Below are 26942 nucleotides of genomic sequence, written 5' to 3'. Positions count from 1 at the left end.
GCCGGGAGGGATAGCGTGTCGGAACTCAATCTTGCCGCAAAGGACATTCTGCCCACGGACGGGCCGGGGCTGCTCGTCGGCCGTGTCTGGCCGAATGAGCGCGGCGGTCCTTGCCCGGTGCTCGTCGACGGCGAGGTGTTGCGCGACCTTTCCGCGCTTTCGCCCACCATGTCGGGTCTGCTCGAACGGCCCACGCAGGAGATTGCCGCTGCGGCATCGCCTTCAATCGGCAGGCTGGACGATTTCCTGAGTAACGGCTTCGACAAGGGGCCTGCCGGGCAGTTGCTCGCCCCCTGCGACCTGCAAGCCGTCAAGGCCGCCGGCGTCACCTTCGCCGGCTCAATGCTCGAACGCGTCATCGAGGAGCGCGCCAAGGGCGAGCCCGAGCGCGCCGAGGCCATCCGCCGCGAGCTCGCGCCGGTTGTCGGCGAGAGCCTGCGCGGCGTGCAGCCGGGCTCCGAAAAGGCGGCGAAGGTCAAGGCGCTGCTTCAGGAGCGCGGGCTCTGGTCGCAATATCTCGAAGTGGGCATCGGCCCGGACGCCGAGGTCTTCACCAAGGCGCAGCCCATGTCCTCGGTAGGCTGCGGCGCCAAGGTCGGCGTCAATCCCATATCGAGCTGGAACAATCCGGAGCCGGAGGTTGTGCTGGCCGTCAATTCGCGGGGCGAGATCAGGGGCGCGACGCTCGGCAACGACGTCAACCTGCGCGACGTGGAAGGCCGCTCCGCCCTTCTGCTCGGCAAGGCGAAGGACAACAACGGCGCCTGCGCGATCGGCCCGTTCATCCGCCTTTTCGACGACACCTTTGCGCTTTCCGATGTGGAGAGCGCCGCGATCTCGTTGAACATTCTCGGCGCGGACGGCTTCGAACTCGCCGGCGAGAGCCTGATGAGCGCGATCTCCCGGCCGCCGGCCGACATCGTCGGCCAGACGATCGGCAAGAACCATCAATATCCGGACGGGTTCATGCTGTTCCTGGGAACGATGTTCGCGCCGGTGAAGGACCGCAAGGCGGCTGGGCAGGGGTTCACTCACGATGCCGGCGACCGCGTCACCATATCCTCGCCGAAGCTGGGCGCGCTGGTGAACATCGTCGACCGCTGCGACGCCATCGACCCCTGGACCTTCGGCACGCGCGCGCTGATGGAGAATCTGGCGAAGCGCGGATTGCTTGCCTGAGGTCAGGCGCAATTCCGTGGGATCGGCTTCGGCGGTTCCGCGCACCTTGTCGCAGTCTGACGATATCTGCTGTATTTGCACAGCCGGCTGTCATTCAGCTGTTATGATCGCGTGCGATTAGCCGGGCGCGATCCTGTCCATTGCCGGCAACGTTCCGGCCAGACGGCGTCGTTGCGGATGAAGCGGAGGCACCGGGTCCCGCGTCGCAGTTCGAGAGGGGCGTCGAATGGCAAAGTCGGATCGAAGCGCAACCATGGCGCGACTGCAGTCGGCGACGCGCCTCGCGCGAACGGCGCTCGCCGCGCGTCTGCTCGACCACGGCTTCTATGCCGGGCAGGACCAGATCATGCTGGCCCTTTCGCAGCTCGACGGACAGACGCCGGGCCAGCTCGCCGGCAAGCTCGGTGTGCGTCCGCCGACGATCACCAAGACCATCAATCGCCTTCAGGCGCAGGGCGTGCTGGACAAGCGCGCTTCGGAAGAGGACGCGCGGCAGGCGCATATCTTCCTGACAGAACGGGGACGGGAAGCCATCCGGGCGATCGAGAAGTCCGTGCGCAAGACCGAAAAGCAGGCGTTCAAGGGCATGGACAAGAAGGAGCAGAAAACGCTCGCCAAGCTGCTCGCCCGCGTCGAGAGCAATCTTTCAGCCAACGCCGTGGCCGAGCTCGAGGACGACGAGGCGGACGAGTGATTCGTCTTCCCTATGGCTTTTGGGGTTGCGGCCTGCTTCGAACGCGTTAAAGAGCGGGCGACCGCCGCTGCGAAGATTCCCATCCCTTGAGCGCATCCGACGATAGAGCCACGCCACTTTCGGCGATCCTGCTCGTTTTCGCGACAGGCATACTCTTCACCGGTCTCGACACCGGGGCGAAGTATCTCGTGCTTTCCGGCATGTCGGCGCCCTTCATCGCGTGGGTGCGGTTCTTTTCGCATCTCCTGCTGGTCCTGATCCTGTTCCGGAGCTGGCATCACACGGCGATGTTCCGGTTCAATTCGCTGCCGCAACAGATATTGCGGGGCGTTTTCCTCTTCGGCTCGACCGTGTTCAATTTCGCCGCGTTGCGGACATTGCAACTTGCGGAAACGACGTCGATCTTTTTCTTCGCGCCCATGGTGATCACGGCGCTGGCCGGGCCGCTGCTCGGCGAATGGGCAGGGTGGCGCCGCTGGATGGCCGTGCTGGTCGGCTTCGCCGGCGTGCTGGTGATCACGCGCCCGGGCTTCCACGCCTTCTCGATCGGGCATGTCTATGCGCTCAGCGCGACGCTGAGCTACTGCTTCTACGTCATCATGACGCGGCGAATGAGCGCCACCGAGAACCCGCCGAGCCTGATCTTCTATTCGGCGCTGGCGCCTGCCGTGCTGATGGCGCCGGCCGTTCCGTTCACCGCCTCGGCGCCGCCGACGGCGGTCGCATGGCTTCTGCTGCTCAGCCTCGGCTTCTTCGGCGGTTTCGGACACTGGCTGCTGATCCAAGCCTACCGGCAGGCTTCGGCGACGGCGCTCGCGCCCTATCCCTATCTCCAGATGGTCTGGATGATGATCTCCGGATATCTGGTTTTCGGGCAGTTGCCGGACGGATGGACGCTTGTCGGCGCCGCGATCATCGTCCTCAGCGGGCTCTACATCGTGCACCGCGAGCACAGGCTCAGACTGCGCGACCGGTCCACGCCCAGCGCCGAAGACAGCGAGCTGGCAAAAAAGCTTTGAATTGTATGATTTCCGATGGCATAGAGCGCATTTAAACAGTTTAAAAAGTTCTACGCCACGGGGAGGCGGGGCTGGCCCAGAAGATCAAGCTTTCCACGATTGCGGATGCGCTCGGCGTTTCCACAGCAACGGTGTCGCTCGCGCTGCGCGACAGTCCGCTGGTGGCGGAGGCGACGCGCGATCGCATCAAGGAACATGCGCGCGCCATCGGCTATATCTACAATCGCCGCGCCGCGAGCCTGCGCACATCGCGCTCGGGAATCGTCGGCGTCGTGGTGCACGACATCATGAACCCCTTCTATGCCGAGATCCTGCGCTCGATCGAGATGGAGCTCGATCGCGGCCGGCAGACCTTCATCCTGTCCAACCACTACGACGATCTCGAAAAGCAACGCAATTTCATCGACACGCTGCTCCAGCTCGGCGCCGACGGCGTCATCATGTCGCCCGCCATCGGCACGCCGCCGGAGGACATCATGGTGGCCGAGCATAACGGCCTTCCGGCCGTGCTGGTGGCGCGTTCCGTGGACGGCGCCGACGTGCCGGCCTTTCGCGGCGACGATGCCTACGGCATCGCGCTCGCCACCAACCATCTGATCTCGCTCGGCCATCGGCGCATCGTCATGATCGGCGGCACCGACCAGACCTCCACCGGCCGCGACCGTTATCAGGGCTACGTCAACGCCATGGAGGCCGCGGGACTGGAACTGCGATCCGGCTGGCGCCTGCCGGGACCGCGCAACAAGCAGGCCGGCTTCGAGATCGCCAGCCAGTTCCTGGCGCTGAAGGACAAGCCGACCGCGGCCGTCTGCTGGAACGATCTCGTCGCCATCGGCCTGATGAACGGCATCGCGCGCGCCGGCCTGCGGCCGGGCGTCGACATTTCCGTCACCGGCTATGACGATCTCGAGGAGGCGGCCATCGCGACGCCGGCGCTGACCACCGTCTGGAACGGCCAGCGCGAGGTGGGCCGCCGCGCCGCCCGCGTGCTTCTCGACCGCCTCAACGGCGCCGCCGTCAAGACGACGCTGGAACTGATTCGCCCGGAACTTCATATCCGCCAGTCGACCGGACGTCCGGTCGAGCGCACGTAGAATCTTCCCCGACTGCGAGACCGACAATGACCGCCAGCACCAAGCCGATCGCAATTCTCGTGCCCGGCGCCCTCAATCTGCACGCGCTGAAGCGCATAGAGGCCGAGTTCTCGATCGTTCGCATACCGGACGGGTCGGCGGCCCATGTCACTCCCGAAATGGCCGGGAAGGTGCGTGGCCTGTCGGCGATGGTCACGCCCGTCACGTCCGCGCTCATCGACGCGCTGCCGAATCTGGAGATCATCGCGAATTACGGCGTGGGCTACGATTCCGTCGACGCGAGGCATGCCGCGACCAGGGACGTGATGGTCACCAACACGCCGGATGTGCTGACCGAGGAGGTGGCGGACACGGCCATGGGCCTGCTTCTCAACACCGTCCGCGAACTGAGGGCGGCGGAAAACTGGCTGCGCGCCGGCAAATGGGCTTCCGAGGGGCCGTTTCCGCTGACGCGGCTCACCTTGCGCGGGCGCCGCGCCGGCATTTTCGGCATGGGCCGCATCGGCCTTGCGATCGCACGCCGTCTGGAGGCGTCCGGTCTCACCGTCGAGTATCACAACCGCCGGCCGGCCGAGGGCGTATCCTACAGATATCACCCGACGCTGAAGGGCTTGGCCGAATCGGTCGACACGCTGGTCTCGGTGGCGCCGGGCACGCCGTCGACCGCCAAGGCGGTGAATGCGGAGATTCTGGCAGCGCTCGGACCGGACGGCGTGTTCGTCAATATCGGGCGGGGCAGCACGGTCGACGAGGATGCGCTGGCGAAGGCGCTCAACGACGGCACCATCGCGGCGGCGGGACTGGACGTGTTCGCCGACGAGCCGAACGTTTCGCAGGTGCTGCTTGACGCGCCCAACACGTCGCTGCTGCCGCATGTCGGCTCGGCCTCGGTGCATACGCGCCGCGCCATGGCCGACCTCAGCGTCGACAATCTGGTTTCGTGGTTCAGCCAGGGCAAGGCGATCACGCCGGTTCCCGAGACGGCCGGCGTAAAGCCGCGTTGAGGGGCCGCCCTCCGGCCCTGTCCTACTCGGCCGCCTGCGGCAGCGCGTTTCGGGTGCGGGCGTAGGCGCGCGCCGCCTCGCCGAAGGCTCGGAAAATCTTCTGCGATTCGCTGTCGGACTTCACCCAGTATTCCGGATGCCACTGGACGCCGACGGCGAAGCCGCGCGCGTCCTTGACGGAAACCGCCTCGACCGTTCCGTCGGGAGCGAGAGCCTCGACCTGAAGCCGCGACCCGAGCCTATCCACAGCCTGCCGGTGAACGGAATTCACCATGATGTCGCCCGCGCCGAAAATGCCGGCGAGGCAACTGCCCGGCGCGATGGTCACGACCTGTCTTATGGCGAAGCGCTCATCCTGATTGTCGCTGACGGGCGCGCGATGATCCATCGATCCGTCACGCTCCTGTATCTCGGTGGCCAGCGTGCCGCCCAGCGCGACGTTGAGTTCCTGTATGCCGCGGCAGATGGCGAGCAGCGGGATGCCGCGCGCGATCGCCTTGCGGATCATCGGCAGCGTGGTCGAATCGCGCGCGGTATCGTAAGGGCCGTTCGCTTCGCTGGCGTCGCCGCCATAGAGCGCCGGATCGACATTCGATTTCGAGCCGGTGAGCAGGACGCCGTCGACGCGGTCGAGAACGGCGTCGAGGTCGAGCCGGTCGCCGAAGGAGGGAACGAGAAGGGGGATCACGTCCGCGCCGGTAATCGCCGCCTCGAGATATTGCTGAGGCGCGGCGTGCCAGGTGTAATTCTCGAAATGCCTGGTGTCCGTCGAAACGGCGACGATGGGCTGCGACATGCGAACCTTGCCTTGAAAGAGCCGGCTGGCCTTGACGAATGGAGGCGCACTCGCGCCGGATGCCCAAATCTAAGTCGTTCGCGCCTTATTTCCAACTGTCATCTGCGCAATCGGCCTCGCTAAGAAGTGCCGAAGCGCGACTATAGTCTAAGATGATGATTTTATAGGCAGTGCTGCCGCTGCGGAATGGTCGATTTCATGGATTCCCGCGCTGGACAGGGCGGTCTTACCCTGTATTGTTCGGGGTTCATCCCGGCCTTGAGGGAGATCTTCCGGCCGGCCGATGGGTTGATCCTTACCGGAGGAGTTCAATGGATCGTCGTTCATTCTTCAAGAAAGCGGGTGCGACCGGCGTCGGCGCGGTGGCAGCCACCACGCTGGCCGCTCCGGCCATCGCCCAATCCAACCCGAAGATCACCTGGCGCATGACGTCGTCGTTCCCGAAGTCGCTGGACACGATCTACGGCGGCGCTGAGGTGCTCTCGAAGATGCTGTCCGAGGCGACGGACGGCAATTTCCAGATCCAGCCTTTCGCGGCCGGCGAGATCGTGCCGGGCCTGCAGGCGGCCGATGCGACGTCTGCCGGAACGGTCGAAGCCTGCCATACCGTCGCCTATTATTACTGGGGCAAGGACCCGACCTGGGCGCTCGGATCGGCCGTTCCCTTCGCGCTCAACGCGCGCGGCATGAACGCCTGGCACTATCATGGCGGCGGCATCGACCTGTTCAACACCTTCCTCGTCAAGCAGGGCCTGTTCGGCCTGCCCGGCGGCAATACCGGCGTCCAGATGGGCGGCTGGTTCCGCAAGGAGATCAACACGGTCGCCGACCTTTCCGGCCTGAAGATGCGCATCGGCGGCTTCGCCGGCAAGGTCGTCGAACGCCTCGGCGTGGTGCCGCAGCAACTTGCCGGCGGCGATATCTACCCGGCGCTCGAGAAAGGCACGATCGACGCGGCCGAGTGGGTCGGTCCCTATGACGATGAGAAGCTCGGCTTCCAGAAGGTCGCGCCGTATTACTACTATCCTGGCTGGTGGGAAGGCGGGCCGACCGTCCACTTCCTGTTCAACAAGGCGAAGTATGACGAACTGCCGGCTTCCTATCAGGCGCTGCTGAGGACGGCGTCGCAGGCGGCGGACGCCAACATGCTGCAGAAGTACGATTACCTGAATCCGACCGCGATCAAGCAGCTCGTTGCCGGCGGCGCGCAGCTGCGGCCGTTCAGCCAGGAAATCCTCGCGGCCTGCTTCGACAAGGCGAACGAGGTCTATGCCGAGATGGAAGCCAATAATGCCGACTTCAAGACGATCTGGGAGTCGATCAAAGGGTTCCGGAAGGACTACTATCTCAACATGCAGATCGCGGAATACAACTACGACACCTTCATGATGCTCCAGCAGCGCGGCGGCAAGCTGTAGACGTTTCGTCAGCAAGTAAGAAAGCCCCGGGATGGTCGCCATCCCGGGGCTTTTGATTCTATCGCCCTGTTTAGTTGAAGCTCGGCGGCTTCGACAGGTCGTTTGCCGGCGCGGGTTGCGCCGGCGCGGAGTTGCCGAAGCTGGGCGGCTGCGAGAGATCAGGCGCTCCGCCACCGGCCGGCGGAGACGAGCCGTCCGCCGGAGGCTGGCCCAGGGGCGGCAGTCCGAGGCCGGGCTGGTCTCCACCGCCGATCGGCGGCAGGATGATCTCGATCTCGCTCGGATCGACCACCTTGCCCTTGTAATGCATCACCATCTGCGGGAAGGCGATGACAAGCGCCACCATCAGCAACTGGATGCCGACGAAAGGCACGGCGCCCCAGTATATCTGGCCGGTCGTCACCGGCTGGATCGTCTTGCCGGTGATGCGGTCGAGATAGGGCACGCGCGCGGCCACCGAACGCAGGTAGAACAACGCGAAGCCGAAGGGCGGATGCATGAAGCTCGTCTGCATGTTGACGCCGAGCAGCACGCCGAACCAGATCAGGTCGATGCCGAGCGCGGTGGCGGCGGGCGCCAGCAGCGGCACGATGATGAAGGCGAGCTCGAAGAAATCGAGGAAGAACGCCAGCACGAACACCAGTATGTTCACCACGATCAGGAAGCCCAGTTCCCCGCCCGGAAGCGAGGTCAGCAGGTGCTCCACCCACAGATGTCCGTTGACGCCGTAGAAGGTCAGCGAGAATACGCGCGCGCCGATGAGGATGAACATGACGAAGGAGGAGAGGCGGGTGGTCGAGGCCAGCGCCTGCTTCACCACGTCGAGGTTCAGCCTGCCCTTGGCCGCGGCGAGGATCAGCGCCCCCACCGCGCCCATGGCGCCGCCTTCGGTCGGCGTGGCGATGCCGAGGAAGATGGTGCCGAGCACGAGGAACACCAGCGCCAGCGGCGGAATCAGCACGATGATGACCTGCTGCGCCAGGCGCGACATCATGCCGAAACCCATCGTCTTGTCGACAAGCGCGGCGATGTAGATCACGATGACGCCGACCGTCGCGCCGAGGATGTCGGCATTCGCGCCCTGCGTCGGCGACAGCAGGACGTGGGCGATGTAGCTGATGCCTACGACGGCGACGAGCGCCACCAGCAGCGACGTCACTCCGTGCCCGAGCGTGCGCGCTTCCAGCGGCAAAGCCGGCATGGATTTCGGGCGCACGATCGACATGAACAGGATGTAGCTCATGTAGAGACCGGTCAGGATGAGGCCGGGGATCAGCGCGCCGCGATACATGTCGCCGACCGAGCGGCCGAGCTGGTCGGCGAGCACGATCAGCACCAGCGAGGGCGGGATGATCTGCGCCAGCGTTCCAGAGGCCGCGATCGTGCCTGAGGCGATGCGGCGGTCGTAGCCATAGCGCAGCATGATGGGCAGCGAGATCAGGCCCATGGCGATCACCGAGGCGGCGACGACGCCGGTCGTCGCCGCGAGCAGCGCGCCGACGAGGATCACCGCGTAGGCGAGGCCACCGCGGATCGGACCGAAGAGCTGTCCTATCGTGTCAAGCAGGTCCTCCGCCATGCCGGAGCGTTCGAGCACGATGCCCATGAAGGTGAAGAATGGAATGGCGAGCAGCGTCTCGTTCGCCATGACGCCGCCGTAGAAACGTTCGGGCAATGCGTAGAGCAGCGGCCAGGAAAGCGTGATGTTGCCGTTGGACAGCGGCGCCAGCTCGACGCCGATGACGAAGAAGAGCAGGCCGTTGGCGGCCAGCGAGAAGGCGACGGGATAGCCCAGCAGCAGGAAGATGATGAGCGAGGCGAACATGATCGGCGCCATGTTCACGGCGATGAACTCGATCATGCGCGCAGCTCCTCTGCGAGCGCCTTGCCTTCTTCCTCAGCCGCCTGATGGGCCGAGACGAAGGGGGTCGGGTCGTCCATGTCGCCGCGCATGATCGCGATTTTCTTGATGATCTCGGAGACACCCTGAATGGCGAGGAGGAAGAAGCCGATGAGCAGCATCAGCTTGGCCGGCCAGATGATGAGGCCGCCCGCGCTGGAGGACATTTCCCCGCTACGGAATGAAAGCAGGAAGTATGGCACGAAATAGTAGAGCATCAGAAGGACGAAGGGCATGAGGAAGAAGACATGCCCGAACAGGTCGATCCAGTGCTGCTTGCGCCGCGAGAACGCGCCGTAGACGATGTCGATCCTGATGTGCTCGTTCTGCTTCAGCGTGTATGCCGCGGCGAGCAGGAAGGCGGCGCCGTAGAGATACCATTGCAGCTCAAGCCAGGCGTTGGACGAGGCATTGAACACCTTGCGGATGACTGCGTTGCCGGCACTGACCAGGATCGAGACCAGAATAAGCCACGAAATCCATTTGCCGATAAATTCGTTTATATGATCGATTGCTCTGGAAAGAGCGAGAAGCCCTGACATGGTTCCTCCCGGTTCGCTGCGGATCGCCACTGTTCCCCTGTTTTCGGCAATCGCGGTCGGCAAGCCTATGACCACTGGCCGCGGCGAGGTCAACTCAACTTCTGGACTACGCTGCGGCAGGCGCCGCCGGCGCTACTTCCCGGCCACGTTTTCCTGTTCGGGCTTCAGCACCAGCATCGTGACGAGGAACGCGAAGATCCACGCGTCCCGCCATTCCAGGGGAAAATAGCCGGACCACAAGGCTTCGGTCATGCCGAAGGCCATGGCGCCGAGCGCCGCCCAGACCGGGGAGCGATAGCCGCCCACAGCCGTCACGAACAGCACCTTCAGCCCGAAGACGAGGCCCGTGCCGAAGCTGATGTTGCCGTAGTAGAGCGCGGCGAGGATGCCGGCCGCCGCGGCGGCAAGCGAGCCGGCGAGCACGGAGGCGCGGAACACGCGCCCGACATCGACGCCGGAAAGCGCCGCGGCGCCCGGATCGTCGGAAACCGCGCGCCAGAACCTGCCGTAGCGGCTACCGCCGAGCACGCCGCCGCCCACGGCGATCAGCAGCGCGATGACGGCGCAGTTGACGAGCTGGATCGCGGTGAGCGTGACGCGAAAGCCGTCGCCGCCCGTAAAGACGATCGGCGTGGCGAGCATCGGCGGCAGCCAGAAATCCTTCGTCTCGGCCGCGATGCGCACGAGTTCCATCAACGCGATCGACACGCCGAGCGTCGCCGTCACGATGGTGTTGGGAGATCGTTCCGCCAGCGGCGCGAACACCCGGCGTGCCAGGACATCGCTGACAAGCGCCGCATAGGCGAGCGCGGCAAATACGCCGAGCGCCACCGTGGCCGGCAATGTCAGGAACAGCACGTACCAGCCGAACACCGCGACGAGGATCGTCACCTGCCCGCAAAAGGCGAAGATCGCGCCATAGGCGAGATTGGTCCGATGCAGAACGCCGTTGGTTAGCGCGTAGCCGAAAGCCAGCAGCGCGTAGAGCGCGCCGTTGTGCAGGCCGTTCAGCACCTGTTGCAGGAAATAGAGCATCGCCGTCCGGCGGTTTCGTACCGGTCGCGAACCGTGCCGCCCGATCTCTAACTTGTCAAATGCATTTTACCAGTTAGAGTGAGTCGATGGCCGTCGAATGGACACCGCATCGCTTCACGGGCGGCGTGCTGGCGCTCGACACGACGAATACGGTCGTGCTGCGCAACGATCCCGCGCGCCGCTTCGACCGTTTCGACGATCCGGCGGAGATCGCGCGATTCGCGGACGCCGCCAGCCTCTTCCGCAGCGCCGAACTCTGTGGGCGACGATTGTCTGCGGCCGATCCGACGGCAATACGCGGGAAGGTGCTTGCCATGCGCGAGGCGACGGATGCTGCGCTTCGGGGTTTCGCGACGGCTGGCGCGATGCATGGCGACAGGCTGGCAGGAATGCTCGCGGCTTGCGCCGACGGGCTGGACGGCGGAGAAGAGCTGGTGATGGGTGCGGGCTCTCCGTTCGGCGATCCGGCGAGGCCGATCGCCTTCGGGGCGGCGCTCGCCGTTTCGGCGATTTCGCTGCTTACCGCCGACCGCCTGAGACGCGTCCGGATCTGCGCCAACTGTTCCTGGCTGTTCCTCGACAACAGCCGCAATGCCAGCCGGGTGTGGTGCGACATGGCCGTGTGCGGCAACCGGCAGAAGGCGAAGCGCCACTACATGCGCCATAGGGCGCTGGAACGGGGAGGCGACAATGTCTAGACGACCGGCGAGGCAGGTTCTGACGCCGCTTTTGCTGCTTGCGGCGGTTCTTTGCGGGTGCCGCGATACGGGCGGGCCCGGCGATTATTTCGAGATCAGCGGAAGGCTGTTTTCCTTCAACTACCGCCTCGCGACCGCCGTCTACGTCGTGACCTTGCGGCCGCTGCAGCCGATGCAGCAGGGGCAGGTGGTCGTCGCGACCTTCGATAATCCGGCCGGCGGCGCGCCGATCGTGGTGGAACAGAAGGTCTGGCCGAATCTCGCCAAGGTGACGATAGAGAGCCCGCCGCTCGAATGCGTCGTCAAGGACCGCCCCTACGCGGTTTCGCTCGTCGTGCGGAGCGGCGCGGGTGAAGCGCTGCAGAAACTGGAGACGACCATCACCTCGAACCTCGATCAGAGCATCCTGCCGGACAGGCCGCTGGTGATCGGTCCGGTCTACGAACTCAATCCGGATCTGGCGGAGCATCCCGATGGAAAGCTGCCGGAAGGCGATGGCGTGGAATGTCCGGCATGACGTCACCGTCGGCCGGCGGCACTATCAAATGCGTTTGACGTGCAATTGCTGTAGTTAGGCGCTAGGGTTGGCTATCGACGTTGGCCGTTTCGACTCGCGGCTTCCGCAGAGGGTCCGCCTGAATGACGCTTCACGACGTGGCTCTTTCCGACAAGTTCGACCTGGGCAAGGAGCGAATCTTCGTCACGGGAGCACAGGCGATCGTGCGCATGCTCCTGATGCAGCGCGAGCGCGACCGGCTTGCGGGGCTCGACACCGCAGGCTTCGTTTCGGGTTACCGCGGCTCGCCGCTGGGCGGGCTCGACATGCAGCTCTGGAAGGCGAGAGACGAGCTCTCCCGGTCGAACATCGTCTTCCAGCCGGGCCTCAACGAGGAACTGGCCGCGACCGCCTGCTGGGGCACGCAGCAGGCGGAACTGACCGGCACCGGCCGGCACGACGGCGTCTTTTCGGTCTGGTACGGCAAGGGGCCGGGCGTCGACCGTTCCGGCGACGTGTTCCGCCACGCCAATCTGGCCGGCACCTCGCCGCATGGCGGCGTGCTGGCGCTGATGGGGGACGACCACATGGCCGAATCCTCCACCAACGCGCATGCGACGGAGTTCCATTTCGTCGACGCGATGATACCGATCCTCAATCCGGCCGGCGTTCAGGAACTGATCGACTTCGGCCTCTACGGCTTTGCCTTGTCGCGTTTCGCCAGCACCTGGACGGCGATCAAATGCGTGAAGGACAATGTGGAATCAACGGCGTCCGTCGACGTGTCGCTGGCGCGGCTGAATGTCGTGCTGCCGGAGATCGACCTGCCGCCGGGCGGCCTCTCGATCCGGCACGAGATCAACATGCTCGGGCAGGAGGAGCGGCTGCATGAGTTCAAGCGGCCGGCCGCCGCCGCCTTCGTGCGCGCCAACAACATCAACCGCATCGTCTATTCCGGCGGGGCCAGTCCGAAGCTCGGCATCATCACCGTCGGAAAGAGCTATCTCGACGTGCGGCAGGCGCTGGACGAACTCGGCATAGACGAGCGGCGCGCCGGCGAGATCGGCATCCGCCTGTTCAAGGTCGGCTGTCCATGGCCGCTGGACTACGAGCATGTCCGCGATTTCGCGCGCGGTCTCGACATGGTCGTGGTGGTGGAGGAGAAGCGCTCGCTCATCGAGGCCCAGTTGCGCGAAAACCTCTATGGCCGTGTGGAACAGCCACTCATCGTCGGCAAGAAGGACGAGCGTGACGCCTGGCTGTTCCCGTCCAAGGGTGCGCTCGATCCGAACGACATTGCGATTGCGCTCGGCGAGCGCATCCTCCGGGTGATCGGCCCCTCGGAGGAGATCGCGGCGCGGGTGGCGCGGCTGAAGCAGTTCCAGGCGATGCTGGCCGACACGAAGGATGTGGGCGTCCGCACGCCCTATTTCTGCTCGGGCTGTCCGCACAATTCGTCCACGAAGGTGCCGGAAGGCTCCATCGCCGGGGCGGACATCGGCTGTCATTTCATGGCGCTGTGGATGGACCGCTCGACCGTCGGCTTCACCCAGATGGGCGGCGAGGGCGCGCAATGGGTGGGCGAGGCGCCGTTCAGCACGCGCGGCCACATCTTCCAGAATCTCGGCGACGGCACCTACAACCATTCGGGCGCGCTCGCGCTGCGCTTCGCCCTCTCGTCCAGGGCCAACATCACCTACAAGATCCTCTACAACGACGCGGTCGCCATGACCGGCGGGCAGCGCCACGAGGGCGGCCTGACCGTCGACATGATCGCCGCGCAGGTGCGGGCCGAGGGTGTCGACCGTATCGCCATCGTCACCGACGAGCCGGAAAAATATGCGGGAAAAGCGGAGTTTCCGGCCGGGGCGACGATCCATCATCGCGATGACCTCGACGCCGTGCAGCGCGAGCTGCGGGAGGTGGAAGGCGTCTCCGTGCTGCTCTACGACCAGACCTGCGCGGCGGAAAAGCGCCGCCGCCGCAAGCGCGGCACGTTTCCCGATCCGGACCGGCGCGTCATCATCAACGAACTGGTCTGCGAAGGCTGCGGCGATTGCGGCGTGCAGTCGAACTGCGTGTCCGTCCAGCCCGTCGAAACCGAGTTCGGGCGCAAGCGCCGCATCGACCAGTCGAGCTGCAACAAGGATTTTTCCTGCGTCAACGGCTTCTGTCCGTCCTTCGTCACCGTCCACGGCGCGAAGCTCAGGAAAGCCGCAGGCTCCGCCGCAAGCGCTGATCCGCTGGACGGGGTGCCGGAGCCGAAGCCGTTCGAACTGGGGAAGGCAGGCTGGTCGGCGATTCTTGACGGCGTCGGCGGCACCGGCGTGGTGACGATCGGCGCGATCCTGGGCATGGCCGCGCATCTGGAGAGCAAGGCCGCCGGTCTCATCGACATGGCCGGCCTCGCGCAGAAAGGCGGCGCGGTGTTCACCCACATCCGCATCGCCGCGGAGCCGGAAGACATCCACGCCATCCGCGTCTCCGCGGGCAAGGCCGATCTCATCCTCGGCTGTGACCTCGTTGTGTCGGGCAACAAGAAGGTGCTGTCGGCGGTGCGTGAGAACCATACGCTTTTCGTGGCGAACACCGCCGAGGTCATGCCGGGGGATTTCGCGCGCTCGGCCGATTTCTCCCTGCCGACCGAGCGGCTCAAGAAGGCGATCCGCGCCGCCGCCGGAGAGGGAAAGGCGCATTTCGTCGATGCGACGAAAACGGCCACCGCGCTGTTCGGCAGCTCGCTCGGCGCCAACATGTTCATGCTGGGCGTCGCCTACCAGCGCGGCGGACTGCCGCTTGCAGCCGAAGCAATTGAAAAGGCTATCGAATTGAACGGCGAAGCCGCCGCCATGAACGTCGCCGCATTCCGATGGGGAAGGCGTGCGGGACATGATCCCACCTTCGTTGAAAAACGCGCGGGCGAACCGAAGGAACAGCTTGCGAATGCCCGCATGGCGGCCACGCTGGACGATGTGATCGGGAGGCGCGCCGATTTTCTCCGCGCTTACCAGAATGCGGCCTACGCGCGGCGGTTCACCGACCGCATCGAGCGTCTGCGCCGCGCCGAAAATGAGGCTTCCCGAGGTTCGACGGCGGTGACGGAGGCCGTCGCCCGCAGCCTCTTCAAGCTCATGGCGATCAAGGACGAGTACGAAGTGGCGCGGCTCTATACAGATGGCTCGTTCGCGCGCCAGCTTGCCTCGACTTTCGAGTCATACGACCGGCTGGAGTTCCACCTTGCGCCGCCCATCCTCGGACGGAAGGACGCTGACGGCCGCCCGCGCAAATCCCGCTTCGGTCCATGGATGATGCCGGCTTTCCGCGTGCTCGCGGCCCTGCGCGCACTGCGCGGCACCGTCCTCGACGTCTTCGGACATACGGCGGAACGGCGCGAGGAGAGGCGGCAGTTGCGCGAGTTCGAAGCCGACCTCGACAGGATCGAGGCCGGGCTGACCGTAGACAGGCTGGCGGCTGCCGCTGCGCTGGCTTCCGTGCCCATGATGATCAGGGGCTACGGGCATGTAAGGCGGGCTGCCGCGCGGAAGGCCGAGGCCGAGCGCCGGCGCCTGATCGACCGGTTCGAGGACCCTGCCGCCGGCTTGAGTCTACAGGCCGCGGAATAGGTTTGGAATCAAGCACCTGCGGCGCAGGAACGCCGTTCAAGGGCCTCGGTCTAAGCAATTCTTAATCGGGATATGGCACATCTGTGGCTCCCCGGTGGGACACTGGTGTGAACAGGTTAAAGGCGAAGGAACTTCCGGACGACATCTACATCCCGTTCGTCGAAACGCTGTTTCGTGACGGGTTTACGCTGGCGCTCGGCATCGTGCTGCAGTGCGTTCTGATCAGCCTCGTCCACGTCAAGACCGGAAATCCCGCCTATCTGCTCGTCGTGCTGTGGCTGCTCGTGCTCGGTGTGCTGCGGCTGATAGACATGCGCCGCATCAACGCCCGTCCCCCGTGCGAAACCGCCGCCGAAGCGCGTGTGCTGGAGAACCGCTACACGGTGTTCAGCGCGCTGCATGGCGGCGCGCTCGGCGTCTTCAGCCTGATGGCGCTCTACAACGCGGAGAATTCCTTCGCGGAGCTGGCTGGCCTGGCCGTGCCGCTCGCCACCGCCACCGCGATCTCCGGGCGCAACTACGGCTCGCCGCGCATGGTCTATATCCTGATCGTGGTGATCAGCCTGCCGATGGCTACCGGGCTGGTCCTGCGCGGCGATTTCTACCACGTCGCGCTCGGCCTGCTCACCGTGCCGTTCCTGTTCGCCATCCATCGCTATGCGGAGAATGTCCGCGACGTGCTGTTCACCGCGCTTTCCGCGGAGAAGCGCGCGACGCGGCTCGCCCAGCGCTTCAACCGCGCGCTGAACACCATGCCGCACGGCCTGATCATGCTCGGACCCGATGCCCGCATCGTCGTCGCCAACGCCGAGGCCGCCAAGCTGCTCGGATATCGTTCGACGGAAGCGCTGATGGGACGCAGCATCCATGCGCTGCTGATGCGCGGCGTCGCCGGCAGACTGCTCGCCAAGGAAGATTGCCGCTACATCGAGGGCCAGCTGACGCGCGCCCTGCGCGAGGGCAGGGATCGCAAGGTTCTGGTCGCCTTCGCCAACGGCACCTATTACGAGTTCTCGGCCCGGGAAGGCAGCCAGGATCTCGGCGTCATCACCTTCGAGGACGTCACCAAACGCGTCGAGGCGGAGGAGAAGATCCGCTCCATGGCGCGGTTCGACAACCTCACCGGCCTTGCGAATCGCGGCTACTTCCAGGAGGTGGTCGTCGAGACCATGGCCGCGGGAGACCCCTACCGCAAATGCGCACTGGTGGTGCTCGACCTCGACGACTTCAAGACCGTCAACGATACGCTCGGCCATCCGGTCGGCGACGGGCTTCTCTATGCGGTGGGCGAGACGCTGACACGCCTTCTCGCCGATAGCGCAACGATCAGCCGGTTCGGCGGCGACGAGTTCGTGCTCTATTTCGACCGGATCGACAACGAGCACGATCTGGCGATGCGGATGGAAGCCCTCTTCGAAGGCCTGCAGGGCGAGATCGACGTCGGCGGCCATGCCTTGCGCATCCAGGCGAGCTGCGGCGCCGTCATGACGACCGCGCGGGAAGGCGATTTCGACGCGATGATCGTCAAGGCCGATCTAGCGCTCTACAAGGCCAAGGAACACGGCAAGAATTCCTGGCAGCTTTTCGAGACGGCGCTGGACGAGGAGTTCCGCAGCCGGCAGCTGATGAAGGCCGAGCTGCGCAATGCGATCGAAACCAACGGGCTGCGGGTCGTCTACCAGCCGATCATCGCAATGGATTCCATGCGTATCGCCAGCTGCGAGGCGCTTTGCCGGTGGGATCATCCTGAACTCGGATCCATCTCGCCGGCGATCTTCATTCCGCTGGCGGAGGAGATGGGCATCATCTCGTCGATCAGCATCTTCGTCCTTAACGCGGCATGCCTCGAATGCGCAAAATGGCCGAACGAGATCAGCGTTTCGGTCAACCTTTCCGCCAAGGATTTCCGCAATCAGGACATCATCCAGCAGGTTCGCCTGGCGCTGAAGAACTCCGGCCTGGCGCCGCAGCGGCTGGAACTCGAGGTCACCGAAACGGCGCTGCTCGACGACAAGGCGCTGACGGCCAGCTATATCGAGGAACTCAAGACGATCGGCGTCCGGATCGCGCTCGACGATTTCGGCACGGGCTATTCGAGCCTCAGCTATCTCCACAGGCTGCCGCTCAACAAGGTCAAGATCGACCGCAGCTTCGTCCTCGATCTCGGCTACAACAACCGCTCGCTGGAGCTGCTGAAGAACGTGGTCACCCTCTGCCGCGCGCTCGGCCTGTCGGTGACGATCGAAGGCGTTGAGACCTTCGAGCAGCTCAAGCTGCTGTCGCTCTACGTGAAGCCTGATCTGGCGCAGGGCTTCCTGTTCGGCTCCGCGCTGTCGGCGCACGGGATCGAGACGATGTCGACGATCGTCTGGCACTTCGACAAGGAAGTGGCGGCGTCGCTGCGGTCGATTCCGCAATATTCCAAAGGCTGACCCACCCTCACAGGCGTCCCTCGTGGCTGCATAGGGACTTCGCCGTCAGCGTCGTTAACGAATGGTTAAGGTTAACGTTAGGTAAATGACTACTCGACAATTGCTCGCTTTACACCCGGCGTCCCTCGTATACCCTTCATGATCAGTGCGGTGCGGGAGGCTCAACCGCTCGACACGATGCGGGGAAAGAATGAGTATTCAGGAATCTGTGTTTGGCGGAAACACGGACGCGAGTGTTGTTGCCAGGATCGGGCGCACCTCGGATTTCGTCCAAAACGTATTCTCCTTGCTGGAGCGCACCGAATACCGGCGCTGCGAGAAGGGCGACGATCTTCAAGATATCTATCGGCTTCGCTACAAGGCCTACCGCATGAACGGTGTGGTCCCCGACAGCCAGGACCACATGATCGAGGACGAACTGGACGACGTGCCCAACGTCTACAAGTTCGGGATCTACGTCGATCAGACGCTGGTGAGCACGCTGCGGGTTCATCATGTGACCAGGGAGACGCCGTGGTCGGCCTCCTACAAGACGTTCAGCGACATTCTCCAGCCGATGCTCGATCGCGGCGTCACCTTCGTCTGCATGAGCAGGTTCGGGTCCGATCCCGAATGGTCGCGGCAACTGCCGCAACTGCCCTATGTGACGCTCAGGCTCGCCAGCATGGCCTGCCTTTATTTCAAGGTTCCCTTCGGCCTTTCGACGGTGCGCGAGGATCATGGCGGCTTCTACCGTCGTATCTACCGCTCGCAGCAGATCGGCCCCGGCCGGCCTTACCCCGGCTTCATGAAGAACGTCGCGCTCTACATGACGGACGCCCATACCGATCAGGCGAGCTTTTTCGAGCGTTTCCCGTTCTTCCGGTCGACGGCGCTGGAGCGGCGGATGCTTTTCGGCACGCCGGCCCATGGCGAGCTTCCTCCGCTCACCATTCTTCCGACCGCCAAGTTTCTTGCCCGCGCCGCCTGAAATACGGCAGATCAACCGGGCCTGACGCCGCCGCCGCCGGTACAACCGGCGGCGGCTTATCCTAACGGTGTACTTGCTTCGGACGCGAAGCTTGTCATTATCCCCTCCATGACTGCCGCAAAGGCGGCGCTGGGAGGAATTCAACATGACTGTGACGGCATCCGCCGCCGGCATGACATTGGATACGTTCCCGAAATATCTGTTGCTCAACGCGCAGCGTTTTGCCGCCCGTCCCGCCATGCGCCACAAGGACTACGGCATCTGGCAGAGCTGGACCTGGCTTGAGCAGATGCACGAGATCCGTGCGTTCGCGCTCGGATTGAAGGCGATGGGGCTGGGGAAGGGCGACCGCGTCGCCATCGTCGGCTCCAACCGTCCGCGGCTCTACTGGACGTTCGCCGCCGCGCAGTCGCTCGGCGCGGTGCCGGTGCCGGTCTATGCCGATGCAGTCGCGGACGAGATGGCCTATGTGCTCGACCATGCCGGCGTCCGCTTCGCCGTCGTGCAGGACCAGGAACAGGTCGACAAGATACGCTCCTGCGGCGACAGGATACCGGCGCTCACCGACATCATCTTCGACGAACCCCGCGGTCTCGCCGATTACGATCCCGTCGGCCTGCACGATTTCGGCGACGTGCAGGCGCGGGGCCGCGCGATCATGGAAGCCGATCATGCCGCGGCCGCCAAATGGGAGCTCGCCATACGCGAGGCCGGCGGCGACGACATTTCCGTCATGCTCTACACGTCGGGAACGACGGGGCGCTCCAAGGGCGTGATGATCCGGGCCGCCGGCGCAGTGCAGGCGGCGCTCGACACCGCGATCTTCGACGGGCTCACCCAGAATGACGACGTGCTCGCCTATCTGCCGCTCGCCTGGGTCGGCGACCACTATCTGAACTTCGCGCAGGGTTACGTTTCCGGCTTCTGCATGAACTGCCCGGAAAGCCCGGAAACCGTCGCGCAGAATCTCCGCGAGATCGCGCCGACCTTCTATTTCGCCCCGCCGCGCGTGTTCGAGAACATGCTGACCAACGTCACCATCCGCATGGAGGACGCCGGCTGGCTGAAGCGCAGGATGTTCGCGCATTTCATCGCTGTCGCGCGCAGACATGGCGAGGCCATCCTCGAAGGACGGCCGGTGTCCTTCGGCGAACGCCTGGCCTACGGGCTTGGCGACCTCGTGGTCTACGGGCCGCTGAAGAACGTGCTCGGCCTGTCGCGAATCCGGGTCGCCTACACGGCGGGGGAGGCGATCGGCGAGGATCTCTTCTCCTTCTTCCGGTCTCTCGGCATCAACCTCAAGCAGCTCTACGGCCAGACGGAAGCTTTTCTCTACGTCACCGTCCAGAAGGACGGAGCCGTGCGTTCCGACACGGTCGGGCCCGCCGCTCCGAATGTCGACATCCGTCTCGGCGACAATGGCGAGGTGCTGTTCCGCTCGCCCGGCATGTTCGCCGGCTATTTCAAGCAGGACGAGCAGACGGTCGAGACGCTGACGGCGGACGGCTATGTGAAGACGGGCGATGCCGGCTTCTTCGAGAAGGACGGGCAGCTCCGCATCATCGACCGCGCCAGGGATGTCGGAAAGCTTAGGAACGGCGCGCTGTTCGCGCCGAAATACATCGAGAACGCGCTGAAATTCTTTCCCAACATCAAGGAGGCGGTGGCCTTCGGCGACGGGCGGGATTTCTGCGCGGCCTTCATCAACATCGACATGACGGCGGTCGGCAACTGGGCCGAGCGCAACAACATCGCCTACGCCTCCTATCAGGAGCTCGCCGGGCTGCCGCAGGTCTACGACATCATCGCCCGGCATGTCGACGAGACCAACCGGCGGCTGGCGCGCGAGCCGATGATGGCCGGCGGCCAGATCAGGCGTTTCCTCGTGCTGCACAAGGAACTGGATGCCGACGACGGCGAACTGACCCGCACGATGAAGGTGCGCCGCGCCTTCGTCGCCGACCGCTACCGGCCACTGATCGAAGCGCTCTACGACGGATCGACCGAAAGGTATGTCGAAACGGAAATGACCTTCGAGGACGGGCGCAAGGGCATCATCCGCGCCACCGTGCGCATCGCCGATGCGAAGACCTATCCGCCGGAGACGACCGTCCGCGAGGCCGCCGCATGAACATACGCCCGGCCCCGGAGAAGATCGCGGCTTCCGACGATGGCCTCCTGCCGGGCGACCTTCTGATGGAGGTGAAGAACGTCTCGCTGCGCTTCGGCGGCGTGAAGGCCATCACCGACATCTCCTTCGACGTGCGCAAGGGCGAGATCCGCGCCATCATCGGCCCGAACGGCGCCGGCAAGACGTCCATGCTCAACGTCATCAACGGCTTCTACACGCCGCAGGAGGGCACCATCGTCTTCCGCGGGCAGGAGCGGCGCGCGATGAAGCCGCATCACGCGGTGCGGCAGGGCATCGCCCGCACCTTCCAGAACGTGGCGCTGTTCAAGGGCATGTCGACGCTCGACAACATCATGGCCGGCCGCTCGGTATTGATGAAGCGCAATCTCTTCTGGCAGATGCTTTGGCACGGCCCGGCGCTCAACGAGGAGATCGAGCATCGCGAAAAGGTCGAGGAGATCATCGATTTCCTCGAGATCCAGCATGTGCGGCGCACGCTGGTCGGCAAGCTTCCCTACGGCCTTCAGAAGCGGGTGGAACTTGGCCGCGCCCTCGCCATGGAGCCGTCGCTGCTGCTGCTCGACGAGCCGATGGCCGGCATGAACCTTGAAGAGAAGGAGGATATGAGCCGCTTCATCCTCGACGTGAACCGGCAGCGTGGCACGACGATCGCGCTGATCGAGCACGACATGGGCGTGGTCATGGACCTTTCCGACCGAGTCGTCGTTCTCGACTACGGCAAGAAGATCGCCGACGGCGTCCCCGACGCCGTGAAGTCCAACCAGCAGGTCATCGACGCCTATCTCGGCGTCGCGCATTGAAGGAACGTCGCATGGAAATCACCGCAGTCACCCTCACGCCGCTCGTCTCGCTGATTGCAGGCGTGCTGATCCTGATCGTGCCCCGGCTGCTCAACTACATCGTCGCCATCTATCTCATCATCGTCGGCCTGCTCGGCCTGTTTCCAAATCTGGCGGGGTAGGGGTGGAGATACCATGGACCTCCTGAACGCGCTCGTCATAAAACCCTTCGCGGACATGGCTGCCGCGCCCGATTTCCTGCTGCAGGTGCTGTGGGAGGGTCTTGTTTCCGGCGTGCTCTACGCGCTGATCGCGCTTGGCTTCGTGCTGATCTACAAGTCCTCGCGCATCTTCAACTTCGCGCAAGGGATCATGGTCGTCTTCGCGGCGCTGACGCTGATCGCGCTCTATCAGGCTGGCGTGCCGGCATTGCTCGCTCTGCCGCTGACGCTGGTCGTCATGTTCTGCCTCGCCGTCGCCATCGAGCGCGTGGTGCTGCGACCGCTGGTCAACCAGCCCGACATCATCCTGTTCATGGCGACGATCGGCATCACGCTATTCCTCGTCGGCTTCGGCGAACTGATCTTCGGCGGCGAGAACAAGGTGATGATCACGGAGGCGCTGTTCATCCCGACCGGCTCGTTCGAGTTCGAGCCGTTCGGCGGTTTCGTCTCGATCGAGCAGAAGGACGTGACGGCCGTGGTGGGCGCGGTGGTTCTCGTCGCGGTGCTGATCCTGTTCCTGAACAAGTCCAAGATGGGGCGCGCCATCCGTGCGCTGGGCGACGATCATCAGGCGGCGCTCTCGGTCGGCATTTCGCTGTCCACCATCTGGGTGCTGGTCTGGTTCATCGCCGGCGTCATCGCGCTCGCCACCGGCATCGTCTGGGGCGCGCGCGCCGGCGTCTCCTTCGCGCTGGAGGTGATAGCCTACAAGGCCCTGCCGGTGCTGATGCTGGGCGGGCTGGAATCGGTCCTCGGCGCGATCATCGGCGGGCTGGCGATCGGCATCCTCGAAAAGCTCTTCGAAATCTACTGGGGCCAGCCGCTGCTCGGCGGCAACACCGAGACGTGGTTCGCCTTCGTCTTCGCGCTCATCGTGCTCCTGTTCCGGCCGCAGGGCCTGTTCGGCGAACGTATCATTGAGCGGGTGTGAGGGATCGACTTAATGCTCTACCGCACCGCCGGCCAGTTCAAGACATCCTACGTCGCCGATCATGCGCTGTTCCCGGTCAGGCAGGATGCGTGGCTGCTGGCGGCCATTCTCGTCTTCGCCTTCGTCATCATCCCCGCCACCGCCAGCGATTTCGCCATCAATGCGCTGCTGATCCCGGTGCTGATCTACGCGCTGGCGGCACTCGGGCTGAACATCCTGACCGGCTATGCGGGCCAGCTCTCGCTCGGCACGGGCGCTTTCATGGGTGTCGGCGCCTATGCCTGCTACAAGCTGACGACGATCTTCCCAGACCTCAACCTGATCGCGGCGATCGCGCTATCGGGCTTCTTCTCGGCTGCGGTGGGCGTCGCCTTCGGCCTCCCGTCGCTGAGGATCAAGGGCTTTTATCTCGCCATCGCCACGCTCGCCGCGCAGTTCTTCCTGGTCTGGCTGTTCGAAAAGTGGGCATGGCTTTACAATTACAACACGTCTGGCGCGATCCAGGTCGCCAATATCGATATGTTCGGCATCACGATGGCGGGCCCCAACGCGCGGCCGCTCACCCAGTATTTCTTCGTGCTCGGCGTGGTGACGGTGGTGACGTGGCTCGCCATCAACATCACGCGCGGTCGCATCGGCCGCATCTGGAAGTCGGTGCGCGACATGGACATCGCGGCCGAGCTCGTCGGCATCAACCTGATGAAGGCCAAGCTCTCGGCTTTCGCCGTGTCTTCATACATCGTCGGCATCGCGGGCGCGCTGTTCGTCTTCCTGTGGCGCGGCGCGGCGGAACCCACGGTGTTCGACATACCGCTCTCCTTCCGCGTGCTGTTCATCGCCATCATCGGCGGGCTGGGCTCGGTGCTCGGCAATTTCCTCGGCGCGATCCTGATCGTGGCGCTGCCGGTGGTGCTCGGCACGCTGCCGGCTGCCCTCGGCCTGCCCATCGCGTCGGCGACGGCGGAACATCTCAACGTCATGATCATCGGCGCGCTGATCATCCTCTTTCTCATCGTGGAACCGCATGGGCTGGCGCGGTTCTGGGCGATCATCCGGGAGAAACTCATCATGTGGCCGTTCCCTCATTAGGGTTGCGACCGTGGAAACTGAAACGACAACAGTGGAGGAACCGACATGAAGACTTTTGGGAAACTTGCCGTCGCCGCCGGGATGCTGGCGGCTGGCGCGGCACTGGCGCTGCCGGCGAGCGCCGAGGACGCGGTGAAACTGCCGAACCTCTCCTACCGCACGGGTCCGTTCGCGGCGACCGGCACGCCGCTGATGAACGGGCAGCGCGACTACATGATCATGCTCAACGAGCGCGACGGCGGCGTCAACGGCGTCAAGCTCGGCTACGAGGAATGCGAGACGGGCTACAACACCGAGAAGGGCGTCGAGTGCTATGAAAAGATGAAGGCGGAAGGCGCCATCGTCACGCAGCCCTGGTCGACGGGCATCACGCTGCAAGTGCTGCCGAAGTCCAATGTCGACAAGATCCCGATCCTGGCGCCCGGCTACGGCTTCTCGGCGATGCAGGATGGCAAGACCTTCCAGTGGGCCTTCAATCCGCCTTCGTCCTACTGGGACGGCGCGTCGATGATCCTAAGCGCCATTTCGGACGGCAATCTCGACAATCTGAAGGGCAAGAAGATCGCTCTCCTGCATCTCGACGCGCCCTATGGCAAGGAACCGATCCCGCTGATCGAGGCGCTGGCCCAGAAGCACGGCTTCACGCTGCTGCCGATCCCGGTCGGCGTCAAGGAGATGCAGAACCAGTCGGCGCAGTGGCTGCAGATCCGCCGCGAACGCCCCGACTTCGTGCTGATGTGGGGCTGGGGCGCGATGAACGCCGGCGCCATCACGGAAGCGGTGAAGACCAAATATCCGATGAACCAGTTCATCGGCATCTGGTGGTCGGGCCTCGACGGCGACCTCAAGCTCGTCGGCGAGCAGGGCAAGGGCTACCGCAGCCTGTCGTGGAGCCTGCCCAACAGCGAATCCAAGATCATGAAGGACATCAAGCAGCTGGTCGTCGAAGCGGGACATTCGATGATCAACCGCGACACCGGCGAGTTCGACTGGGTCTTCTACCAGCGCGGCGTCATGATCTCGCTGATGCTGGCCGAGGGCGTGAAGGTCGCGCAGGAGCATTTCGGCGCGAAGGTCGTCAACGCCGAACAGCTGCGCTGGGGCCTCGAAAACCTGAAGCTCGACGAGGCGCGGCTGAAGGAACTCGGCGCGGAGGGTATGATCCCGCCCTTCTCGACAAGCTGCTCGAACCATACCGGCCATGCCGGCGGCTGGATGCTGGAGTGGGACGGCGCCAAGTTCGTCAAGGCGTCCGACCTGTTGCAGGCCGACCGCGCCGCGATCGATCCGATAGCGGAAAAGGCGTCCAAGGAATATGCCGACGCCAACCAGCCCTGGCCGGTGAACAGCGAGTGCAAGTGAGGTAAGCGGCGCTCCCTCCCTCTCGAGGGGAGGGTGGCCCGAAGGGTCGGGTGCGGTCGTTCGCGCCGAGCACTACGCGGACGACCTCTCCGGCGTCACCACCACGGTATGATTGGCGGAGCGATGTCGAGCACGGCAGAAAGAACCCCACCCGGTCGTTCGGACAACCCTCCTCTCAGGGGGGAGGGAACGGCTGCCGCCCCCATCCTTTCCGTCAACAACATCGAGGTGATCTACGACCATGTCATCCTCGTGCTGAAGGGAGTGTCGCTCGCCGTGCCGCGCGGCGGCATCGTGGCGCTGCTCGGCGCCAACGGCGCCGGCAAGACGACGACGCTCAAGGCGATCTCGAATCTCCTGCGCGCCGAACGCGGCGAGGTGACGAAGGGCTCCATCGTGTTCGACGGCGAAGAGGTTCAGGCGCTGTCGCCCGACCGTCTGGTCAAGCGCGGCTGCATCCAGGTCATGGAGGGGCGGCACTGCTTCGGCCATCTGTCGGTCGAGGACAATCTGATGACGGGCGCCTTCACGCGCCGCGACGGCAATGCGGCGATCCGCGCCGATCTCGACCTCGTCTACGAGTATTTTCCGCGCCTCAAGGTCCGGCGCGCGAGCCAGGCCGGCTACACGTCGGGCGGCGAACAGCAGATGACGGCGATCGGGCGAGCGCTGATGTCGAAGCCGAAGATGATCCTGCTGGACGAACCGTCCATGGGGCTCGCGCCGCAACTGGTCGAGGAGATTTTCGAGATCGTGAAGCGGCTGAACGAGGAGCAGGGCGTTTCCTTCCTGCTTGCCGAGCAGAACACCAACGTCGCCCTGCGCTACGCCAATTACGGTTTCATCCTGGAGTCGGGCCGGGTCGTGCTGGACGGCGATGCGGCGTCGCTGCGCCAGAACGAGGACGTGAAGGAATTCTATCTCGGCGTCGGCGGCGAAGGGCGGAAGTCGTTCCGGGACGTCAAGCACTACAAGCGGCGCAAGCGCTGGCTGGCGTGAAAGGACTCCTGCGGCGAAGGAGAGTGCCAGCCGCCCAGCCGTGGCGTCCGGACACAAATCGATTTGATTTTCCGCCGTGCGGGAAACGGGCTGGAGTACCCTTCATTGCCCGTGATTTCCGCCTTGCTGCGGCAATCGTCCCATTGCCCTCGGATGGTGTTTTCGCTATCAGCGCGGAACGAGCCAGAGAAGGGGTTTTGCCATGGCGGATCATGCGCCGACCGGGCCGGTCGAACTGGGTGCCCAGATGGACTATGCCGAGCACGAGAAGACCTACAATGTCTTCATCGGGCTGGCCAAATACGGCACGCTGGTTTGCGTTGCGCTGATGATCGCGATGGCGTTCGGCTTCTTCGGCGGCGGCGGCTTTATTTCTGCGACGATCCTGTTCGTGCTGATCTGCGCGGTGGGCGGGTATTTCCTGCGCTAGTTGAAGTTGTTCATGGAAGGGGCTGCCGCGCTGAGGCTCGCAGCCCCGACTTTGCATGAGCTCTGCCGGGAGAGGA

23 protein-coding genes are annotated in these 26942 nt (G+C 64.4%); 19 read left to right on the top strand and 4 right to left on the bottom strand.

Translation table 11 applies throughout. The features are described from left to right. Nucleotides 1–15: 15 nt before the first annotated feature. From M9955_01785 to M9955_01765, 5 genes are all read left to right on the top strand, one after another. A complete protein-coding gene (locus tag M9955_01785; GenBank protein ID MCO5080369.1) occupies nucleotides 16–1179 on the top strand; it encodes a fumarylacetoacetate hydrolase family protein in 1164 nt (387 codons plus the stop codon). Nucleotides 1180–1405: 226 nt separating this feature from the next. Continuing rightward, the gene (locus M9955_01780) at nucleotides 1406–1873 is read left to right on the top strand and encodes a MarR family transcriptional regulator (protein MCO5080368.1); all 468 of its coding nucleotides are present in this window, start codon (nucleotides 1406–1408) and stop codon (nucleotides 1871–1873) included. Nucleotides 1874–1959: 86 nt separating this feature from the next. Continuing rightward, nucleotides 1960–2892 (top strand): DMT family transporter, encoded by a 933-nt coding sequence (locus tag M9955_01775; protein MCO5080367.1) that lies wholly within the window; start codon nucleotides 1960–1962, stop codon nucleotides 2890–2892. Between the two features lie 71 nt (nucleotides 2893–2963). Then, on the top strand, nucleotides 2964–3986 hold the full coding sequence (locus M9955_01770; GenBank protein MCO5080366.1) for a LacI family transcriptional regulator: 1023 nt from the start codon (nucleotides 2964–2966) through the stop codon (nucleotides 3984–3986). A 26-nt stretch (nucleotides 3987–4012) separates the two neighbouring features. Continuing rightward, nucleotides 4013–4990: a 2-hydroxyacid dehydrogenase gene (locus M9955_01765; protein ID MCO5080365.1), complete on the top strand. Its 978-nt coding sequence runs from the start codon at nucleotides 4013–4015 to the stop codon at nucleotides 4988–4990. A 22-nt stretch (nucleotides 4991–5012) separates the two neighbouring features. Here the strand turns inward: M9955_01765 and M9955_01760 are convergent, their stop codons facing one another. Then, nucleotides 5013–5786, bottom strand: a complete 774-nt coding sequence (locus M9955_01760) for a gamma-glutamyl-gamma-aminobutyrate hydrolase family protein (GenBank protein ID MCO5080364.1) — start codon at nucleotides 5784–5786, stop codon at nucleotides 5013–5015. 311 nt (nucleotides 5787–6097) lie between these two features. Between M9955_01760 and M9955_01755 the strand changes: the two genes are divergently transcribed. Continuing rightward, nucleotides 6098–7204 (top strand): TRAP transporter substrate-binding protein, encoded by a 1107-nt coding sequence (locus M9955_01755; GenBank protein MCO5080363.1) that lies wholly within the window; start codon nucleotides 6098–6100, stop codon nucleotides 7202–7204. Nucleotides 7205–7274: 70 nt separating this feature from the next. Here the strand turns inward: M9955_01755 and M9955_01750 are convergent, their stop codons facing one another. The 3 genes from M9955_01750 to M9955_01740 form a co-directional block, all read right to left on the bottom strand. After that, a complete protein-coding gene (locus M9955_01750) occupies nucleotides 7275–9065 on the bottom strand; it encodes a TRAP transporter large permease subunit (protein MCO5080362.1) in 1791 nt (596 codons plus the stop codon). Then, on the bottom strand, nucleotides 9062–9646 hold the full coding sequence (locus M9955_01745; GenBank protein ID MCO5080361.1) for a TRAP transporter small permease subunit: 585 nt from the start codon (nucleotides 9644–9646) through the stop codon (nucleotides 9062–9064). Before M9955_01745 ends, M9955_01750 begins: the two co-directional genes overlap by 4 nt. Before the next feature lie 132 nt (nucleotides 9647–9778). Then, entirely contained in the window at nucleotides 9779–10681 is a 903-nt protein-coding gene (locus M9955_01740; GenBank protein MCO5080360.1) for a branched-chain amino acid ABC transporter permease, read from the bottom strand. Between the two features lie 86 nt (nucleotides 10682–10767). On the opposite strand from M9955_01740, the gene M9955_01735 reads away from it, so the two are divergent. The 13 genes from M9955_01735 (at nucleotide 10768) to M9955_01675 (ending at nucleotide 26866) form a co-directional block, all read left to right on the top strand. Further along, on the top strand, nucleotides 10768–11379 hold the full coding sequence (locus tag M9955_01735) for a CGNR zinc finger domain-containing protein (protein MCO5080359.1): 612 nt from the start codon (nucleotides 10768–10770) through the stop codon (nucleotides 11377–11379). Then, the gene (locus tag M9955_01730; protein ID MCO5080358.1) at nucleotides 11372–11896 is read left to right on the top strand and encodes a hypothetical protein; all 525 of its coding nucleotides are present in this window, start codon (nucleotides 11372–11374) and stop codon (nucleotides 11894–11896) included. The genes M9955_01735 and M9955_01730 overlap by 8 nt, the downstream gene beginning before the upstream one ends. A gap of 122 nt (nucleotides 11897–12018) precedes the next feature. Beyond that, nucleotides 12019–15498 carry an indolepyruvate ferredoxin oxidoreductase family protein gene (locus M9955_01725; GenBank protein MCO5080357.1) on the top strand — a complete coding sequence of 1160 codons (3480 nt, stop codon included), beginning with the start codon at nucleotides 12019–12021 and terminating at the stop codon, nucleotides 15496–15498. A gap of 107 nt (nucleotides 15499–15605) precedes the next feature. Beyond that, on the top strand, nucleotides 15606–17930 hold the full coding sequence (locus tag M9955_01720) for an EAL domain-containing protein (protein MCO5080356.1): 2325 nt from the start codon (nucleotides 15606–15608) through the stop codon (nucleotides 17928–17930). 286 nt (nucleotides 17931–18216) lie between these two features. After that, a complete protein-coding gene (locus M9955_01715) occupies nucleotides 18217–18900 on the top strand; it encodes a hypothetical protein (GenBank protein MCO5080355.1) in 684 nt (227 codons plus the stop codon). A gap of 145 nt (nucleotides 18901–19045) precedes the next feature. Further along, a complete protein-coding gene (locus M9955_01710) occupies nucleotides 19046–21031 on the top strand; it encodes an AMP-binding protein (protein ID MCO5080354.1) in 1986 nt (661 codons plus the stop codon). Then, nucleotides 21028–21852 carry an ABC transporter ATP-binding protein gene (locus M9955_01705; protein MCO5080353.1) on the top strand — a complete coding sequence of 275 codons (825 nt, stop codon included), beginning with the start codon at nucleotides 21028–21030 and terminating at the stop codon, nucleotides 21850–21852. Before M9955_01710 ends, M9955_01705 begins: the two co-directional genes overlap by 4 nt. An 11-nt stretch (nucleotides 21853–21863) precedes the next feature. Then, nucleotides 21864–22013, top strand: a complete 150-nt coding sequence (locus M9955_01700; protein MCO5080352.1) for a DUF3096 domain-containing protein — start codon at nucleotides 21864–21866, stop codon at nucleotides 22011–22013. A gap of 13 nt (nucleotides 22014–22026) precedes the next feature. Beyond that, on the top strand, nucleotides 22027–22986 hold the full coding sequence (locus tag M9955_01695; GenBank protein ID MCO5080351.1) for a branched-chain amino acid ABC transporter permease: 960 nt from the start codon (nucleotides 22027–22029) through the stop codon (nucleotides 22984–22986). A gap of 12 nt (nucleotides 22987–22998) precedes the next feature. Beyond that, complete coding sequence (locus M9955_01690) at nucleotides 22999–24075, top strand: branched-chain amino acid ABC transporter permease (GenBank protein ID MCO5080350.1); 1077 nt, start codon at nucleotides 22999–23001, stop codon at nucleotides 24073–24075. A 45-nt stretch (nucleotides 24076–24120) separates the two neighbouring features. Then, nucleotides 24121–25437: an ABC transporter substrate-binding protein gene (locus M9955_01685; protein MCO5080349.1), complete on the top strand. Its 1317-nt coding sequence runs from the start codon at nucleotides 24121–24123 to the stop codon at nucleotides 25435–25437. A gap of 123 nt (nucleotides 25438–25560) precedes the next feature. Then, a complete protein-coding gene (locus M9955_01680) occupies nucleotides 25561–26436 on the top strand; it encodes an ABC transporter ATP-binding protein (GenBank protein ID MCO5080348.1) in 876 nt (291 codons plus the stop codon). A gap of 202 nt (nucleotides 26437–26638) precedes the next feature. Beyond that, nucleotides 26639–26866, top strand: a complete 228-nt coding sequence (locus tag M9955_01675) for an aa3-type cytochrome c oxidase subunit IV (protein MCO5080347.1) — start codon at nucleotides 26639–26641, stop codon at nucleotides 26864–26866. The last annotated feature ends 76 nt before the right edge of the window (nucleotides 26867–26942 follow it).

This window comes from Rhizobiaceae bacterium (assembly GCA_023953845.1).
Lineage (GTDB): Bacteria > Pseudomonadota > Alphaproteobacteria > Rhizobiales > Rhizobiaceae > Arvimicrobium.
The sequence above is the reverse complement of the archived record's forward strand: the minus strand, read 5'-3'. Positions and strand labels throughout refer to the sequence as shown.